A 16,388-nucleotide genomic window follows, 5' to 3' on the forward strand; every position below is an offset into this window, starting at 1 on the left:
TTATCTTCTTCATATGAGTTCACACGACGCCGTCCTGGACGCGCCCCCCACGGACACCGAAGCGGTGCCCACGCACACCGATCAGGGCGACAGGCGGCGCTGGATCGCCCTGGCCATCGTCATGACGGCCGCCTTCATGGACCTGGTCGACGCCACGATCGTCAACATCGCGATCCCCAGCATCGAGCGGGACCTCGGGGCCGACTTCGGGGCCATCCAGTGGATCACCGCCGGGTACGCGCTCGCGTTCGCCGCCGGGCTGATCACCGGCGGCAGGCTCGGTGACATCTACGGCCGCAAGCGGCTCTTCCTCCTCGGCACGGCGGGCTTCACGGTCGCCTCCGCGCTCTGCGGCTTCGCCGCGAACCCGGAGATGCTGGTCGCCTCCCGTCTCCTCCAGGGCGTGGCCGCGGCGATGATGGTGCCGCAGGTCCTGTCGATCGTCCACGTCACCTTCCCCGCGCACGAGCGCGGCAAGGTCTTCGGCATGTTCGGCGCGATCGTCGGTCTGGGCGCGGTCTCCGGACCGCTGCTGGGCGCGCTGCTCACCCAGTGGAACATCGCGGGCCTGGAGTGGCGTCCGATCTTCCTCATCAACCTGCCGGTCGGCGTCGCCGGTCTGCTCCTGGGCTGGAAGTACATCACCGAGTCGAAGGCGCCGAAGGCCCTCAAGCTCGACCTGGTGGGCGTGGTCCTGGTGACCGCCGCGCTGCTGATGCTGGTCTACCCGCTGACGCGCGGCCGTGAGCTGGACTGGCCGCTGTGGGGTCATCTGATGATGGCGGGCAGCCTGGTGGTGTTCGGCGCCCTCGTCGCGTACGAGCGGTACAAGACCCGTAAGGACGGGTCGCCGCTGGTGGAGCTGTCGCTGTTCCGGGTGAAGAGCTTCGCCGCGGGCATCGCCGTGCAGCTGACCTTCGGCGTGGTCCTCGGCATCTTCTTCCTGGTGTGGACGCTCTACATGCAGATCGGCCTCGGCTGGAGCGCGCTGCGGGCGGGTCTGACGGGTGTGCCGTTCTCGATCGCCGTGTCGGTGGCGGCCGGGATCTCGGTGCAGAAGCTGGTGCCGCGCTTCGGCCGGAAGGTCCTCCAGGCGGGCGCCCTGACGATGATCGCGGGAGTCCTCTGCTACTTCTTCGTGGCCGGCCGGTACGGGACGGAGATCCACTCCTGGCAGATGGTCGTGCCGCTGATCGTCATGGGTCTCGGCATGGGCCTGATCGTGGCGCCGCTGACCGACGCGGTCCTCTCGGAGGTCCCGAAGGAGCACGCCGGTTCGGCCTCGGGCCTGATCAACACGACCGGTCAGATGGGCAACGCGCTGGGCCTCGGCCTGGTGTCCGTGGTCTTCTTCGGCACCATCGACGACGAGCGGCTCGCCCGGGTCCCCGGTGAGGTCGGCGCCGCCTTCACCGACGCCTTCCAGAACGCGCTGGGCTGGGCGGCCGGTGTCCTCGCGGTGATTTTCCTGGTGATGTTCGCCCTCCCGGCGAAGCCCAGGCAGCACCTGGAGGGCGGCGGCGACGAGGACGGCGACCTCCCCGCCCCCGCTCCGGTGGAGAAGGAACCGGCGCTCACCCACTGAGCCCGGACCCCGGACACGAGGGGCGGTGCGCACCCGGCGGAAGCCGTGGGCGCACCGCCCCTCCCGCGTCGGCCGGACCGGTGGCGCGCCGATCGGGACGCCACCGGTCGACGCTGCCCCTCGCGCTCGGTCAGACGACGCGGGAGCGGGACTCCATCGCCTCCCGGGCCGCGCGCTCGTCCTCGTACACCTCGCACATGTGGCGGCCGTCCGGTGTCGCCGTGTGCTCGACCTCCCAGAGGCTGACCTCGCTGCCGTCGAGCAGCAGGAACTGGTGCTCGTAGAGGGTGAATCCGGCGGCCCGGCCGCTCTCCGGCGGGCAGTGCCGGCCGAAGGCCTGGGTGATGTGATGGGCGAAGGCGGAGCGCAGCCGACGGGCCGTCCGCTCGCCCGGCCGGTCGGTGTTCTCCGCGCGGCGCAGGACGCGGCGGGCGTGGTCGGCGGAGTTGTCCGGCACGTACATCCTGGGCTGGGCCGGTATCGGCCGGGTGAGCAGACCGCTCAGCAGCTCCAGGTCCTCGTCCTCGTCGAGGGCGCGGCCGTCGGCGCGCTCCGCGCTCCAGCCGGGCAGCGGCCCGGTCGGCAGGCGCGAGGCCGCGAGCCGCGCCTCGGCCTCCTCCGCGTACAGCTCGTAGTGCTCGGTGCCGTCCCGCCCGGCGTTGTGCGTGAGCTCCCAGAGGGTGAGGGCGCTGCCGTCGCCGAGCAGATAGGTGTGACGGTAGGTGGAACGGTGCAGCGACGCGCTGTGGTGCGAGGAGTGCAGCGCGCTGGAGTGGGCGAGCGCCGTGCCGAGGCGCTCGACGGTCGAGTCGGGCAGATCGAAGGAGTTGAGCGCCCGGCCGAGAAGTCGCTCAAGGTGCGTCTCGGTCGTCTCGTACGGATCGTGAGGATCCTGCGGATCGTTCAAGAGGGTCTCCAGGCCGTCGCCGCATGTCACTCGGTGCTTGCTAAACGTAGTCCCTGGTTCTGACATCATGTCCGGGGTTCCGGAAAACGAAGGGCGTGCGGCAGAAGTTCCCGCCCTGTCCCGTCCGTTCCTTTTCTTCTTCCTTTCCCTTTCTTTCAACTTCCTTTGTTTTCAGGCGAATCGACCGTCACTTCCGACATCACTTCCGACCCGTACAGCTCACTGTACGAGGGGAAGTCGCCACCCGGTCCGCGCCTGCCGCCGGGGGCCGCGAGCACCGCCCGGACGATCGCCCGGGTCACCAGATCGGCGCCCGCCGCCAGGATCTCGTTCAGCGCGAGCGGCCCCGGCTCCGCCGGGAGGTTCCGCACTCCGGTGGCGAGCGTGAAGACGGTGTCCCCGTCGTTCATCAGGTGCACCGGCCGCAGGGCGCGCGCGATGCCGTCGTGCGCCGTCCCCGCGAGCTTCTGCGCCTGCGCGCGGGTGAGGACCGCGTCCGTCGCGACGACCGCGAGCGTGGTGTTCAGCGGCGGCGGCACGGACGCCGCCCGTGCCTCGGCGAGCCGCCGCACGGCCGCCCCGTGCACCCGCGCGTCCGGGAAGACCGGCCGCCCGCCCGTGTGGTGACTCCCGTACAGGACACCGGTGGCCGGGTCCACGGCGGAACCCACCGCGTTCACCACGACCAGCGCGCCGACCGTGATCCCCGACTCCAGGACGGCGCTCGCGGAGCCCACCCCGCCGCGCAGCCCGCCCACCACCGCGCCGGTGCCCGCGCCCACCGCGCCCGTCTCCACGCGCGCGTGGTCACCGCTCGCGTCGGCCGCCGCCACCGCCGCCCGGCCGGTGGCGGCGTCCGGACGGGCCCGGAAGTCGCCGCCCCGGCCCAGGTCGAAGACACAGGCGGCGGGCACCACCGGCACCACATGGGCCGGATCGGGCCCCACCCGGACGCCCCGGTGCCGCTCCTCCAGCCAGGCCATCACCCCGGCCGCGGCCTCCAGGCCGTACGCGCTGCCGCCGGTCAGGACGACCGCGTCGATCCGCTGGACGACGTTCCTCGGGTCGAGCGCGTCCGTCTCCCGCGTCCCCGGACCGCCGCCCCGCACGTCCACGGCGGCCACCGCCCCGCCCACCGGGGCCAGCACCACCGTGGTCCCGCTGAGCGCGCCCGGCCCGGCCACGCGCGCGTGCCCCACGCGCACCCCGGCCACATCGGTGATCCCGTCCCGCTCCCGCGCCCGCTCGGGTGATGTCATGTCCCCTGCCTACCACGCCCGCCCGCCCCCCGCCGGGGCGTCAGCCGCTCCCCGCGGCCCCGCTCTCCGCCGGTCCGGTCCCTGCCGGTCCTGTCCCCGCCGGGCCGCGCGCCGCCAGGGTCGTGCCGACCGCGACCGTGGCCGCCGCGACGAGCCCGGCCGCGAGCACCGCCCAGCGGCCCGCGAAGGAGCACAGCAGCACCGCGAGCGCGGCCACCGGCAGCACGAGCTGCTGGGCGGTCCCCACCTTGAAGTAGCGCGCGTGGAGCAGCCACACCGACAGCAGGTAGAGGGCCGCGGGGACCGTCACCGAGGCCGCTGCGGCCGTCGGGGACAGGTGTGCCTTGCCCACGGCGTGCTCCACGGCGATCTCCAGGCCCGCGCCCACGGCGGCGGCCGACGCGAAGATCACGTAATGGCCGTAGCCCCACAGGAAGCCCTGGCGGCTGGAGGTCAGCCGGGTGTGCGCGGGCACCACGAAGTAGATCCACCAGGCCGCGAAGACGAGCAGCAGACCGCCCAGGGCGATCGGCAGGACCTCACCGAGGGCGTCGTGCTCGACGACACCGGTCTGCACCGCGACCGTCGCCGCGGCGACCGTCTCGCCGAGCACGATGATGGTGAACAGGCCGTACCGCTCGGCGATGTGGTGCGGATGCCAGGTGCTCGGCGCGGCCTTCTCCGCGAACAGCGGCACCGACATCTCGGCCAGCGCCATGACGAGGAAGACCCACCCCCGGGCCTGCTCCGGCGCCAGGAGCAGGCCGATCCAGCCCACCTGGACGAGGGCGACCCCGCCCGCGTACCGCAGGCACATCGCCCGCTCGGCCGGGTCCACCGCGTGGTGGGCGGCCCGCAGCCACTGCGAGGCGAGCGCGAGCCGCATCACGACGTAGCCGAGGTAGACGACGAGGAAGTCGTGCTCCTCGAAGGCGCGGGGCACCCCGGCGGCGAGGACGAGCACACCGGCGATCTGGAGCAGGGTGACGACCCGGTACAGCACGTCGTCGTTGTCGTACGCCGAGGCGAACCAGGTGAAGTTCATCCAGGCCCACCACACCGCGAAGAAGATCATCGCGTAGTTGAGGACGCCCTGTCCGGCGTGCCCCCCGGCGACCGCGTGCACGAGTTCGGAGCCCGCCTGGGCGACGGCGACCACGAAACACAGGTCGAAGAAGAGTTCGAGCGGGGTGGAGGCCCGGTGCGACTCCGCGCGGGAACGCGCGGTCAGCGGCAGGAACGGTTGTGTCATCGCCCCAGCACAGCAGAGCCACCCCCGCCCCCTCCTCGTGCCACGCGCCCGCCCGCCGGTCGCTTCCGGACGAGCGGGGAGGGGCGGCGCCGGGGCAGGGGATGAGGGGGCGGGGTCCGGAGATCCCGTAGGGGCCTGGGGGCCGGGTGAACCCGTAGGGGCTGGGGGAGGGGCGGGCCGGTCCGGTCCGGTCCGGTCCGGTACGGCCTCCGGACGCTTGCCGATCCCGTACGGGCTTCCGCTCCTCGGACGATTCCGCGGGGGTCCCGGGGGCGGGTCGATCTTGTGCGGTCGGTCGATCTTGTACGAGCTTCCGCGTGCCTGGCGATCCCGTAGGGGCCGGTGGGGGTCCCTACTCGTGGGGCTTCGTGCCCGCCCGTTCCTGTGGGGCCTCCGCGTGCCCCCCGCCCGCCGCCCGCCCGCCGGTCCGGTTCGTGGCTCCGCGGTCCCCGCCCGCCGGGTGGCGCTTCCGCCGCCTGCCCGTCATCCGGGCGGTCTCAGGCCGCCCGCGCTCCCGGGCGTCCGCCCATCGTCGGTCTCGTCGCTCCCGGGCCGGGAGGGCCGGCCGTCTCCGCGCGTCCGTCCGCCGTCGCGTACCTCGCCGCCACCAGACCCGCCACGCGCGCGTGGTCCGCGAGGGGTTCCGACACCGCCCAGGTGCCCGGGACCTCGGCCAGCGCGCGGGTGAAGCGGCCCGGGGCGAGCAGATGGGCCGCGACCGCGACCCGCCGGAAACCGGCCGCGTGCAGCCGGGCCACCTCCTCCGCGGGGGCCGGTGCGCTCGCCGAGCAGTACGCGACGGTCACCGGCACCGGCAGCAGCCGCCGCAACTGCCGTACCGCCGTCAGGGTCCCGTCGTCGCCGCCCGGCCGGGACGAGCCCGCCCCGGCGACCACGACCGCGTCCGCGGGTCCGCCCGCCGCCCGCTCGGCGGCCCGCAGCCGGTCGTACAGCGCGAGGGCCACCCCGTGCTCCCCGGCCAGCCCCCGGGTCACCGCGCAGTCGAAGTGCCGGGCCACGGACGGGATGTCGACCGTCCGGTGATAGCCGTCGCCGAGGAGCAGCGGGACGACGACCGCGCCGGGCCGGTCCGCGAGGACGTACGGCAGCGACGGCTTCCGGTGGTCGAGGTACCCGACGGTGACCGGCGCGCCGGTCAGCGGGCGGACCGCGTCGGCGAGCCGCCCGACGGCCGTGGCCGCCTCGGGGACCGTGCTGCCGTGCACGGCCAGGACCAGGTTCCGCTTCATTCCGACCTCCAGTCCGCCCCTGCCGATTGCCCGGGGCCTGTGCGGCCCCCGTCGATCCGTCCCTCACGGGTCCTGTCCGGAACCCGCAGGTCCCTTACGGGCTCCGCCCCTTACGGGCTCTGTCCCGTATCCCGCCGGTCCCCCGGATCCCCTACGGGGTCCGGTCCCGTGTCCCGCCGGGCCCCGGGATGGCCCTGGCCGAGGCCGGGCGGTTCCCCGTGGGGCCCGGCCGGGCCTCGTCGGGGGAGACCGGTCGAGGGCGACCCTTCAGCGGTGGGGCCCGTTCCCGTACGACCCCGGAAGGGGCCCCTACGGGCCCGTGCGGGCCGCACAGCCGCACGGACCACGGGGGGCCGCCCCGCGCCGGGGATCCTGTACGGGAACGGGTCCCGTACGGGCGATCCCCTCGGGGGGAACCCGTACGGGCGGTTCTTCGAAGGCCCCGTCCGGGGACGTCCGCGTCCGGGGACGTTCGAGGGCGATCCGGGGACGGCCGGGGGACTCCGGGGGGACCCGTACGGTCGTCCGTCGCCGCCGTACGGGCTGTCCAGGACCGTACGACGGCGTACGACACCACCGTCCGGGGGCCGCGCGGCGGTGTCGTACGCCGCCACGGCCTCCCACCCGTTCACGCTAGACCCGGCCGTCCGCCCCGCACCCGCGCCGTTCGGCCCCGCCCCCAGGGCCACAAGTCCCGGATCCTCGGGCCCTTCACGCCCCCGACCCGGCCACCCCGCGCCCCTACGGTCGGAAGGGAAGTGCCGGAAGCACCCCGGTGCTCGTACGCGACCCCCACGGAGACCGCCATGGCCGCGCAGCGGACCCAGAACCTCGTCCTCATCGGCCACGGCATGGTCGGCCACCGGCTCCTGGAAGCGCTCGCCGAACGCGGGGCGCTCGCCGACCCGGCCGACCCCGAGGGCCCCGGCTGGCGGGTCACGGTGCTCGCCGAGGAAGACGTCCCCGCCTACGACCGGGTCCACCTCTCCTCCGTCTTCACCGGCACCGACCCCAACCAACTCGGCCTCTCCACACCCGAGTTCCTCGCCGGACACGGCATCGACCTCCGGCTCGGCGACCCCGCCGAACACATCGACCCCGCCGCCCGCACGGTCACCGCCACCTCCGGCGCGGTCGTCCCGTACGACGCCCTGGTCCTGGCCACCGGCTCGTACCCCTTCGTCCCGCCCATCCCCGGCGCCGACGCCCCCGGCTGCTTCACCTACCGCACCCTCTACGACGTCGACGCCCTCACCTCCTACGCCGAACAGGCCCGCACCGGAGTCGTCATCGGCGGCGGACTCCTCGGCCTCGAAGCCGCCGGAGCGCTCCGCACCCTCGGGCTTGCCACCCACGTCGTCGAGTTCGCGCCCCGGCTGATGCCGCTCCAGGTCGACGACGGCGGCGCGGCCGCCCTGCGCGCCACCATCGAGTCGATGGGCGTCGCCGTGCACACCGGCGTCGGCGCCGCCGAGGTCGAGCTGGACGCCGACGGCACCGCCCGCAGACTGAAGCTGTCGAACGGCGAACGGCTCCCCGCCGACGTCGTCGTCTTCTCCGCCGGGGTCCGGCCCCGCGACCGGCTCGCCCGCGAGGCCGGACTCGCGGTCGGCGACCGCGGCGGAGTCGCCGTCGACGAGCACTGCCGCACCACCGACCCCTGCGTGTACGCGATCGGCGAGTGCGCCCAGACCTCCGACGGACGCGTCTACGGCCTCGTCGCCCCCGGCTACCAGATGGCCGAGACAGTCGCCGACCAGCTCGCGGGCCCCGGCACCACCGTCTTCACCGGCGCCGACACCTCCACCAAGCTGAAGCTGCTCGGCGCGGACGTCGCCTCGTTCGGAGACCCGTTCGCGGACGGCCCGCAGGCCACCGAGATCGTCTTCTCCGACGGCCGCGAGGGCGTCTACAAGAAGCTGCTCCTCGGCCCCGAGGGACAGCTCCTCGGCGGCATCCTGGTCGGCGACGCCGACGCGTACGGCTCCCTCAAGCCGCACGCCGGACGGCCGCTGCCCGGCCCGCCCGAAGCCTTCCTGCTGCCCGCCTCCGCCGCCGGGGCCCGCCCGCCCGGCGCGGACGCCCTCCCCGACGACGCCGTCGTCTGCTCCTGCCACAACGTGACCAAGGGCGCGGTGGCCGGGGCGGTCGCCGCACACGGCCTGACCGACATCGGCGGCGTCAAGCGCTCCACCAAGGCGGGCACGGGCTGCGGCGGCTGTGTGAACACCCTCCAGGCCGTCCTCGACGCCGCCGGAGTCGCCCGCCGCAAGGGCCTGTGCGAGCACTTCCCCGAACTGTCCCGCCCCGAGCTCTACGAGAAGGTCCGCACCGGACACATCCGGTCCTTCACCGAACTCATGGAACGGTACGGCTCCGGCGGCGCGGGCTGCGTCGTCTGCAAGCCGGTCGTCGCCAACGTCCTCGGCACCCTCGCCCCCGAACTCGGCCTCCGCCACGTCCTCGACGGCGAACAGGCCGCCCTCCAGGACTCCAACGACCTCTACCTCGCCAACCTCCAGAAGGACGGCACCTACTCGGTCGTCCCCCGCGTCCCCGGCGGCGAGATCACCGCCGACCAGCTCATCGCCATCGGCGAGGTCGCCCGCGACCACGGCCTCTACACCAAGATCACCGGCGGTCAGCGGATCGACCTGTTCGGCGCCCGCAAGGAGGAACTCCCCACGATCTGGCGCAGGCTCATCGCCGCCGGACTCGAATCGGGCCAGGCGTACGGGAAGTCGCTGCGCACGGTCAAGTCCTGCGTCGGCTCCCGCTTCTGCCGCTTCGGCCAGGGCGACTCGGTGCGGCTGGCGATCGACCTGGAGCTGCGCTACCGGGGCCTGCGCGCCCCGCACAAGTTCAAGGGCGGGGTCTCAGGCTGTCTGCGCGAGTGCGCCGAGGCCCGGGGCAAGGACATCGGCGTCATCGCCACCGCGGGCGGCTGGAACCTGTACGTCGGCGGCAACGGCGGCGCCGAGCCCCGCCACGCCGACCTGCTCGCCTCCGACCTGACCGCCGCCGGGCTCTTCGCCCTGATCGACCGCTTCCTCATGTACTACATCCGGACCGGGGAGCGCCTGGAGCGGACCTCGGTCTGGCTGGAGCGGATGGGCGGCACCGCGCACCTCAAGGAGGTGCTGATCGAGGACTCGCTGGGGATCCGCGCCGAGCTGGAGGCGCAGATGGAGCGGCACGTCGCCGCCTACCGCGACGAGTGGCAGGCCGTCCTCGACGACCCGGCGGCGCTGGCCCGCTTCGAGCCGCACGCGGACGGGGTGGAGTTCCTGGAGCCGGGCCGGGGCCGGACCGCGGTCCTCGCGGACGGCACGGAGGCGGCGCTGTTCCGGGACGGCGACGGCACGGTGTACGCGGTGGGCAACCGGGACCCGTTCTCGGGCGCCGACGTCATCGCGGACGGGATCATGGGCAGCCGGGACGGCGTGCCGGTGGTGGCGTCCCCCCTGCACAAGCAGGAGTTCGACCTGCGGACCGGCGTCTGCCTCGACGACCCGGAGGTGTCGCTCCCGGTGCTGCCGCTGGACCCGCCGGGAGCGGTCCGGACGGGGTGAGCGGGAGGGCCGGGGCCTGAACGGGTGGGGCCGGTCCGCCGGTCCCACTGACCTCGCCGGCCTCCTCAGCCCCCTGGCCTGCCGGCCTCCTCGGCCCCCCCTGGCCCCATCGGGCCTGCCGCTCCCACCAGTTCTCCCCGGTGCGGACGGCCCGTCCCCGGCGGGACCTAGGCCCGCCCGGACCGAGACCATCGGCACTCACGGAGCTCCCGTCGGGCGGCGCAGCCTGGAAGGGCAAGCCAGCTCTCGAAACGTCAGGGAAGTCAGGGGAAGCGCCATGGGTTCCGTAGTCCAGGACACCAGAACGACGGGCGGGCCGCCCGCCTCGTACGACACGGAGCAGTACCGGCCCGGCCGGACGATCACCGAATGGGAGCCCGAGAACGAGCTCTTCTGGAAGTCGATCGGCCGCAAGGTCGCCACCCGCAACCTGTGGATCGCCGTCCCGGCTCTCCTGGTGGCCTTCGTCGTCTGGCAGGTGTGGTCGGTCACGGCGACCAACCTGAAGGACGTCGGCTTCGGCTTCTCGACCTCCCAGCTGTTCTGGCTGACGGCCATCCCGGGTCTGACCGGTGGCACGGCCCGGATCTTCTACACGTTCCTCGGCCCGATGGTCGGCCAGCGCCGGTTCACGGCCCTGTCGACGGTCGTCCTGATCGTGCCGCTGATCTGGCTCGGCATCGCCATCCAGGACCCGACGACCCCGTACGGCGTGATGGTCGCCATCGCCGCCCTCTGCGGCATCGGCGGCGCCAACTTCGCCTCCTCCCTCGCCAACATCGGCTTCTTCTTCCCCAAGGAGAAGAAGGGCAGTGCGACCGGCGTCAACGGCGGACTCGGAAACCTCGGCGTCTCCGTCGTCCAGCTCCTCACCCCGATCGTCATCACCTGGTCGACCATCGCGATCGGCTCCGCCCAGCACAAGGCCGACGGCACCCCCGTCTACCTGCAGAACGCCGCCTTCCTCTGGGTTCCGGTCCTGATCGTCCTCGCCGCCGTCGCCTGGTTCGGGCAGAACGACCTCAAGGTCGCCTCCACCCCGTTCAGCCGCCAGAAGATCATCTTCAAGCGCAAGCACAACTGGGTGATGACCTGGCTGTACGTCGGCACCTTCGGCTCCTTCATCGGCTTCGCCGCCGCCCTGCCGATGCTGATCAAGACCACGTTCCCCGACTACTCCGTCGCCACCTACGCCTGGATGGGCCCCGCCGTGGGCGCGCTGGCCCGCTGGGGCGGCGGCTGGGTCGCCGACCGTCTGGGCGGCGCCCGCGTCACCGTCCTGTCCTTCGTGGGCATGGCCCTCTCGATCATCGGCGTGATCAACTTCCTGCCCTCCGGCGGCGACGGCGGCTCCTTCTACGGCTTCTTCCTCTGCTTCCTCGCCGCGTTCTTCTTCTCCGGCATCGGCAACGGCTCCACGTTCCGGCAGATCCCCGTCATCTTCCGGGGCACCCACCTCAAGGGCCTCACCGAAGGCACCCCGGAACACACCGCGGCGCTGAAGCAGGCCGAGATGGAGTCCGGCGCCGTCACCGGATTCACCTCCGCCATCGCCGCCTACGGCTTCTTCTTCATCCCCGCCCTGTTCGGCTCGGTGGCCGTGACCAGCGCGATGTGGGGCTTCGTCGCCTTCTACCTCAGCTGCATGGGCGTGACCTGGTGGTTCTACGCCCGCAAGAACGCCGAGGCGCCGAGCTGACCCCTGCCCCAGGCCGCGAAGGACCCCGCTCCGGCGGGGTCTTTCCGCATCCCCGGAAAGGGACCTAAGGCCACCGGGAGATGACCATTGCCGACCGAGATGATCGATCAAAAGGAGTGCAATGGAAGCAAGCAACGACGCGATCGAATGAATCGAAGAAGGCGGTGCGGGCAGTGACTGCGACTCCTGCTGAGGCAACGGTGAACGAGCGGGCCTGGAAGGGCTTCAAGGGCGGACTGTGGCGCGACGCCGTCGACGTCCGGGACTTCATCCAGCAGAACTACACGCCGTACGAGGGCGACGACTCCTTCCTCGCCGGACCCACCGAGCGGACCACCGCCGTGTGGAAGGCCATCACCGACAAGTTCCCCGAGGAACGCGCCAAGGGCGTCTACGACGTCTCGTACGACGTCCCCGCCACCATCACCGCCCACGCCCCCGGCTGGATCGACCGCGACAAGGACCTCATCGTCGGCCTCCAGACCGACGCCCCGCTCAAGCGCGCGATCATGCCCTACGGCGGCTGGCGCATGGTCGCCGGTGCCCTGGAGACCTACGGCTACCCGGTCTCCGAAGACCTGGAGAAGGTCTTCACCGAGTACCGCAAGACCCACAACGCCGGAGTCTTCGACGCGTACACCCCCGAGATCCGCGCCGCCCGCAAGGCCGGCATCGTCACCGGACTCCCCGACGCCTACGGCCGCGGCCGCATCATCGGCGACTACCGCCGTGTCGCCCTCTACGGCGTCGACCACCTCATCGCGGTGAAGAAGGAGGAGAAGGAGGAGCTCAACGCCCTCCCCGCCGGAAACCGCACCCTCGAGGAGACCATCCGGCTCCGCGAGGAACTCTCCGAGCAGATCCGCGCCCTCGGCGAACTCAAGGCCATGGCCGCCTCCTACGGTCACGACATCTCCGGCCCCGCCACCACCGGCCGCGAAGCCGTCCAGTGGCTCTACTTCGCCTACCTCGCCGCCGTGAAGGAGCAGAACGGCGCCGCGATGTCCCTCGGCCGCACCTCCACCTTCATCGACGTCTACCTCCAGCGCGACCTCGAAGCCGGTCTCCTCACCGAGGAGCAGGCCCAGGAACTCGTCGACGACTTCATCATCAAGCTCCGCATCGTCCGCTTCCTGCGCACCCCCGAGTACGACGAACTGTTCTCCGGCGACCCCACCTGGGTCACCGAGTCCATCGCGGGCATGGGCGAGGACGGCCGCCCCCTGGTCACCAAGACCTCCTTCCGCTACCTCCAGACCCTCTACAACCTCGGCCCGGCCCCCGAGCCGAACATGACCGTCTTCTGGTCGCCGAAGCTCCCCCAGGGCTTCAAGGAGTACTGCGCCAGGGTCTCCATCGACACCTCCTCCGTCCAGTACGAGTCGGACGAGCTGATGCGCCCCCGCTTCGGCGACGACACCGCCATCGCCTGCTGCGTCTCCGCGATGCCCGTCGGCAAGCAGATGCAGTTCTTCGGCGCCCGCGTCAACCTCGCCAAGACCCTCCTCTACGCGATCAACGGCGGTCGCGACGAGAAGTCCGGCGACCAGGTCGGCCCCGCCACCGGAGCCCTGACCTCCGAAGTCCTCGACTACGACGAGGTCATGGCGAAGTTCGACGAGCAGATGGAATGGCTCGCGAACGTCTACGTCCACGCCCTGAACGTCATCCACTACATGCACGACAAGTACGCGTACGAGCGCATCGAGATGGCGCTCCACGACCGCGACGTGCGCCGCACCATGGCCTGCGGCATCGCCGGCCTCTCGGTCGCCGCCGACTCCCTCGCCGCCGTCAAGTACGCCAAGGTCGTCCCGGTCCGCGACGAGACCGGACTCGCCACCGACTACGTCATCGAGGGCGACTACCCCGCCTACGGCAACAACGACGAGCGCGTCGACGAGATCGCGGTCTCGCTCGTCGAGGAGTTCATGCGGAAGATCCGCAAGCACCCCACCTACCGCGATGCCGAGCACACCCAGTCCGTCCTGACCATCACCTCCAACGTCGTCTACGGCAAGAAGACCGGCAACACCCCCGACGGGCGCCGCGCCGGAGAACCCTTCTCGCCGGGCGCCAACCCGATGAACGGCCGCGACACCCACGGCTACGTGGCCTCGGCCCTCTCCGTCGCCAAGCTCCCCTACGAGGACGCCGAGGACGGCATCTCACTGACCAACACCGTCACCCCCGACGGTCTCGGCCGCACCCCCGAGGAGCGGATCAAGAACCTCGCGGGCGTCCTCGACGGCTACATGGCCAGCGACGGCTTCCACATGAACGTCAACGTCCTGAACCGCGACGTCCTCATGGACGCCATGGAGCACCCCGAGAACTACCCGCAGCTGACCATCCGGGTCTCCGGATACGCGGTCAACTTCGTCCGGCTCACCCGCGAGCAGCAGCTCGACGTACTGAACCGCACCTTCCACGGCTCGCTCTGAGCCACTGACCCGCGCGGCCCCGGGGCCCGGTCCCTCCACCCTCACCCGGGCCCCGGAGCCGCGCGCATCCCCACCACCCCCACGATCTCCGCGTCCCGCACCCCCCTTCCCTTCCTTCCGGAGGCCCTGCCATGGCCGTACTCCTCGGACCCGACGTCCCGGTCCTGCCCGCCACCCCGGCCGCCGCGGCCACCCAGCGGCCCTCCGAAGGCTCCATCCACTCCTGGGACCTCTCCACCGGCGTCGACGGCCCCGGCACCCGCTTCGTCACCTTCCTCTCCGGCTGCCCCCTCACCTGCCTCTACTGCCACAACCCCGACACCTGGAAGATGCGCAACGGCAAGCGCACCTCCGCCGACGCCGTGATCGCCGAAGCGAGCAAGTACGTCCGCTTCATCGCCGCCTCCGGCGGCGGCGCCACCGTCTCCGGAGGAGAACCCCTCCTCCAGCCCGTCTTCACCGGGGAACTCCTCCACCGCCTCAAGCACGAGCTCGGTCTGCACACCGCGCTCGACACCTCGGGCTTCCTGGGAGTCCGCGCCACCGACGCCCTGCTGCGCGACACCGACCTTGTCCTGCTCGACATCAAGTCCTGGGACCCGGACACGTACAAGAAGGTCACCGGCCGGCCGCTGCGCCCCACCCTGGACTTCGCGAGGCGGCTCGCCGACCTCGGCCAGGAGGTCCACGTCCGCTTCGTACTGGTCCCCGGACTCACCGACGACCCCGCCAACGTCGAGGGGGTCGCCGCCTTCGCCGGGGGGCTCGGCAACGTCTCCCGCGTGGACATCCTGCCCTTCCACAAGCTCGGGGAAGCGAAGTGGCAAGCACTCGCCAAGCCGTTCACCCTGCACGACACCCCGTCCCCGACACCGGAGCGCATCGCCGAGGTCCGCGAGGTCTTCCTCGCCCACGGCCTGAACGCGATCTGACCCCCGGGGCCGGAGGCCGCCGGAGCGACCCGCCGGGGAGCACCTGCCGCCGCCCCGCCGCCCCGCCGCCCGGCGTGACGGGCCCCGGCGTGTGCCGCCCGCGCCCGGCCTCCCCGCCACCCGGCGCCGCGCCCACCCCGCTGTCCCGCGCCCGCCCCGGCGCCCGCCCCCACCCCGTCCGAAAGCGGCTCGAACGCCGTCCGGGCGAAGCTCTCACCCCTCCACCCCGCAAAACAGGGCAAAGCGCCACGCTCGGTCTTACCGTGGCCGCGTGACCGAGCCCCCGCAGACCGCCGAGCCGACACCCCCACCGGGCGACCCCGGACCCGGAGCCCCCACCCACCAGGGACACCCCGGGCAGCCCGGACACCCGGACCCCGCCGGACCCCCGCCACGGAGCCCGGCCGCCGTACGCCGCCGCGCCACCCTCGCCGGAACCGTCGTCTCCGTCCTGCTGATCATCGCGATCGTCCTCGGCAGCCGTCTGCTCCGCGACTTCGACTCGGCCCTCCTGCCCTACGCCGTCGCCACCGTCTTCCTCGCCTTCGGCATCGCCTACCGCTACACCGTCTGGATCTCCGCCCCCGGCGCCCGACGCCTCTTCCGGCAGGGCTGGCGCTCCTTCTTCTCCACCGCGAACTTCCGCAAGGCACCCACCGCCCTGCCCCGGATGATCGCCACCTACCTCGGCTTCCAGAAGTTCCTCGGCGCCCGCTCACACGCCCGCTGGGCCGCCCACCAGCTCATCTTCTGGGGCTGCCTGCTCGCCGCCGCCATCACCTTCCCGCTCACCTGGGGCTGGTTCACCTTCACCTCCGCCACCGGCTCGGGCCCCGGCTACGAGATGCGGATCTGGGGCTTCAAGATCCTCGGCTTCGACGCCCTCAGCCCCGTCGGCTGGCTCATGTTCCACGGCCTCGACATCGCCGCCGTCCTCGTCATCGCGGGCACCGCCTACTTCCTCCGGCGCCGCATGAAGGACCGCGGAGCCATCACCGGCCAGCGCTTCGCCTACGACCTCGTCCCGCTCATCGCCCTGATCGTCGTCTCCGTCACCGGGCTCCTGCTGACCTTCTCGTCGATCTTCCTGCACGGCGGCGGCTACGAGTTCCTCGCCGTCCTCCACATGGTCTCGGTCGTCTTCACCCTCATCTACATCCCCTTCGGGAAGTTCTTCCACATCGTCCAGCGGCCCGCCGCCGTCGGCATGCAGCTCTTCAAATACACCTCCCGCCAGGACGAGGACGTCCTCACCTGCCGCCGCTGCCACGAGCCCATCGACACCGCCCCCTACGTCGAGAACCTCCGGGGCACCATGCGCGACCTCGACCTCGGCTTCGACCAGTGGGCCGAGTACTGCCCCCGCTGCAAGCGGGTCCTGCGCGGCCACGCCTACCTCGACCACGTGAAGAAGGGCTTCCAGTGACCGCGACCGGCCCGGCGTCCCCCGCGCCCACCGACCCGGCGTCCCCGCCCCCCGGGAGCCCG

10 protein-coding genes are annotated in these 16,388 nt (G+C 72.3%); 6 read left to right on the forward strand and 4 right to left on the reverse strand.

All coding sequences use genetic code 11. The annotated features are described in order from the left end of the window. Positions 1–13: 13 nt before the first annotated feature. Positions 14–1,585: an MFS transporter gene (locus ACIRQY_RS19425; protein WP_403927170.1), complete on the forward strand. Its 1,572-nt coding sequence runs from the start codon at positions 14–16 to the stop codon at positions 1,583–1,585. A gap of 130 nt (positions 1,586–1,715) precedes the next feature. Here ACIRQY_RS19425 and ACIRQY_RS19430 read toward each other — a convergent pair whose 3' ends face one another. From ACIRQY_RS19430 to ACIRQY_RS19445, 4 genes are all read right to left on the reverse strand, one after another. Continuing rightward, on the reverse strand, positions 1,716–2,558 hold the full coding sequence (locus ACIRQY_RS19430; protein ID WP_403927324.1) for a DUF6227 family protein: 843 nt from the start codon (positions 2,556–2,558) through the stop codon (positions 1,716–1,718). Positions 2,559–2,647: 89 nt separating this feature from the next. Continuing rightward, a complete protein-coding gene (locus ACIRQY_RS19435) occupies positions 2,648–3,751 on the reverse strand; it encodes a P1 family peptidase (RefSeq protein ID WP_403927173.1) in 1,104 nt (367 codons plus the stop codon). Positions 3,752–3,791: 40 nt separating this feature from the next. Then, entirely contained in the window at positions 3,792–5,003 is a 1,212-nt protein-coding gene (locus ACIRQY_RS19440) for a low temperature requirement protein A (RefSeq protein WP_403927176.1), read from the reverse strand. Between the two features lie 497 nt (positions 5,004–5,500). After that, on the reverse strand, positions 5,501–6,253 hold the full coding sequence (locus ACIRQY_RS19445) for a sirohydrochlorin chelatase (RefSeq protein WP_403927179.1): 753 nt from the start codon (positions 6,251–6,253) through the stop codon (positions 5,501–5,503). A gap of 806 nt (positions 6,254–7,059) precedes the next feature. Here ACIRQY_RS19445 and nirB point away from each other — a divergent pair. The 5 genes from nirB (at position 7,060) to ACIRQY_RS19470 (ending at position 16,326) form a co-directional block, all read left to right on the forward strand. Continuing rightward, positions 7,060–9,825 (forward strand): nitrite reductase large subunit NirB, encoded by a 2,766-nt coding sequence (gene nirB, locus ACIRQY_RS19450; protein ID WP_403927181.1) that lies wholly within the window; start codon positions 7,060–7,062, stop codon positions 9,823–9,825. Between the two features lie 277 nt (positions 9,826–10,102). After that, on the forward strand, positions 10,103–11,524 hold the full coding sequence (locus tag ACIRQY_RS19455; RefSeq protein ID WP_403927183.1) for an MFS transporter: 1,422 nt from the start codon (positions 10,103–10,105) through the stop codon (positions 11,522–11,524). Positions 11,525–11,688: 164 nt separating this feature from the next. Further along, the gene (gene pflB / locus ACIRQY_RS19460; RefSeq protein WP_403927186.1) at positions 11,689–13,968 is read left to right on the forward strand and encodes a formate C-acetyltransferase; all 2,280 of its coding nucleotides are present in this window, start codon (positions 11,689–11,691) and stop codon (positions 13,966–13,968) included. 131 nt (positions 13,969–14,099) lie between these two features. Further along, a complete protein-coding gene (pflA, locus tag ACIRQY_RS19465) occupies positions 14,100–14,900 on the forward strand; it encodes a pyruvate formate-lyase-activating protein (RefSeq protein ID WP_403927188.1) in 801 nt (266 codons plus the stop codon). A 271-nt stretch (positions 14,901–15,171) separates the two neighbouring features. Further along, on the forward strand, positions 15,172–16,326 hold the full coding sequence (locus ACIRQY_RS19470) for an MFS transporter (RefSeq protein WP_403927191.1): 1,155 nt from the start codon (positions 15,172–15,174) through the stop codon (positions 16,324–16,326). The last annotated feature ends 62 nt before the right edge of the window (positions 16,327–16,388 follow it).

It is taken from the genome of Streptomyces sp. NPDC101490 (assembly GCF_044767145.1).
GTDB lineage: Bacteria > Actinomycetota > Actinomycetes > Streptomycetales > Streptomycetaceae > Streptomyces.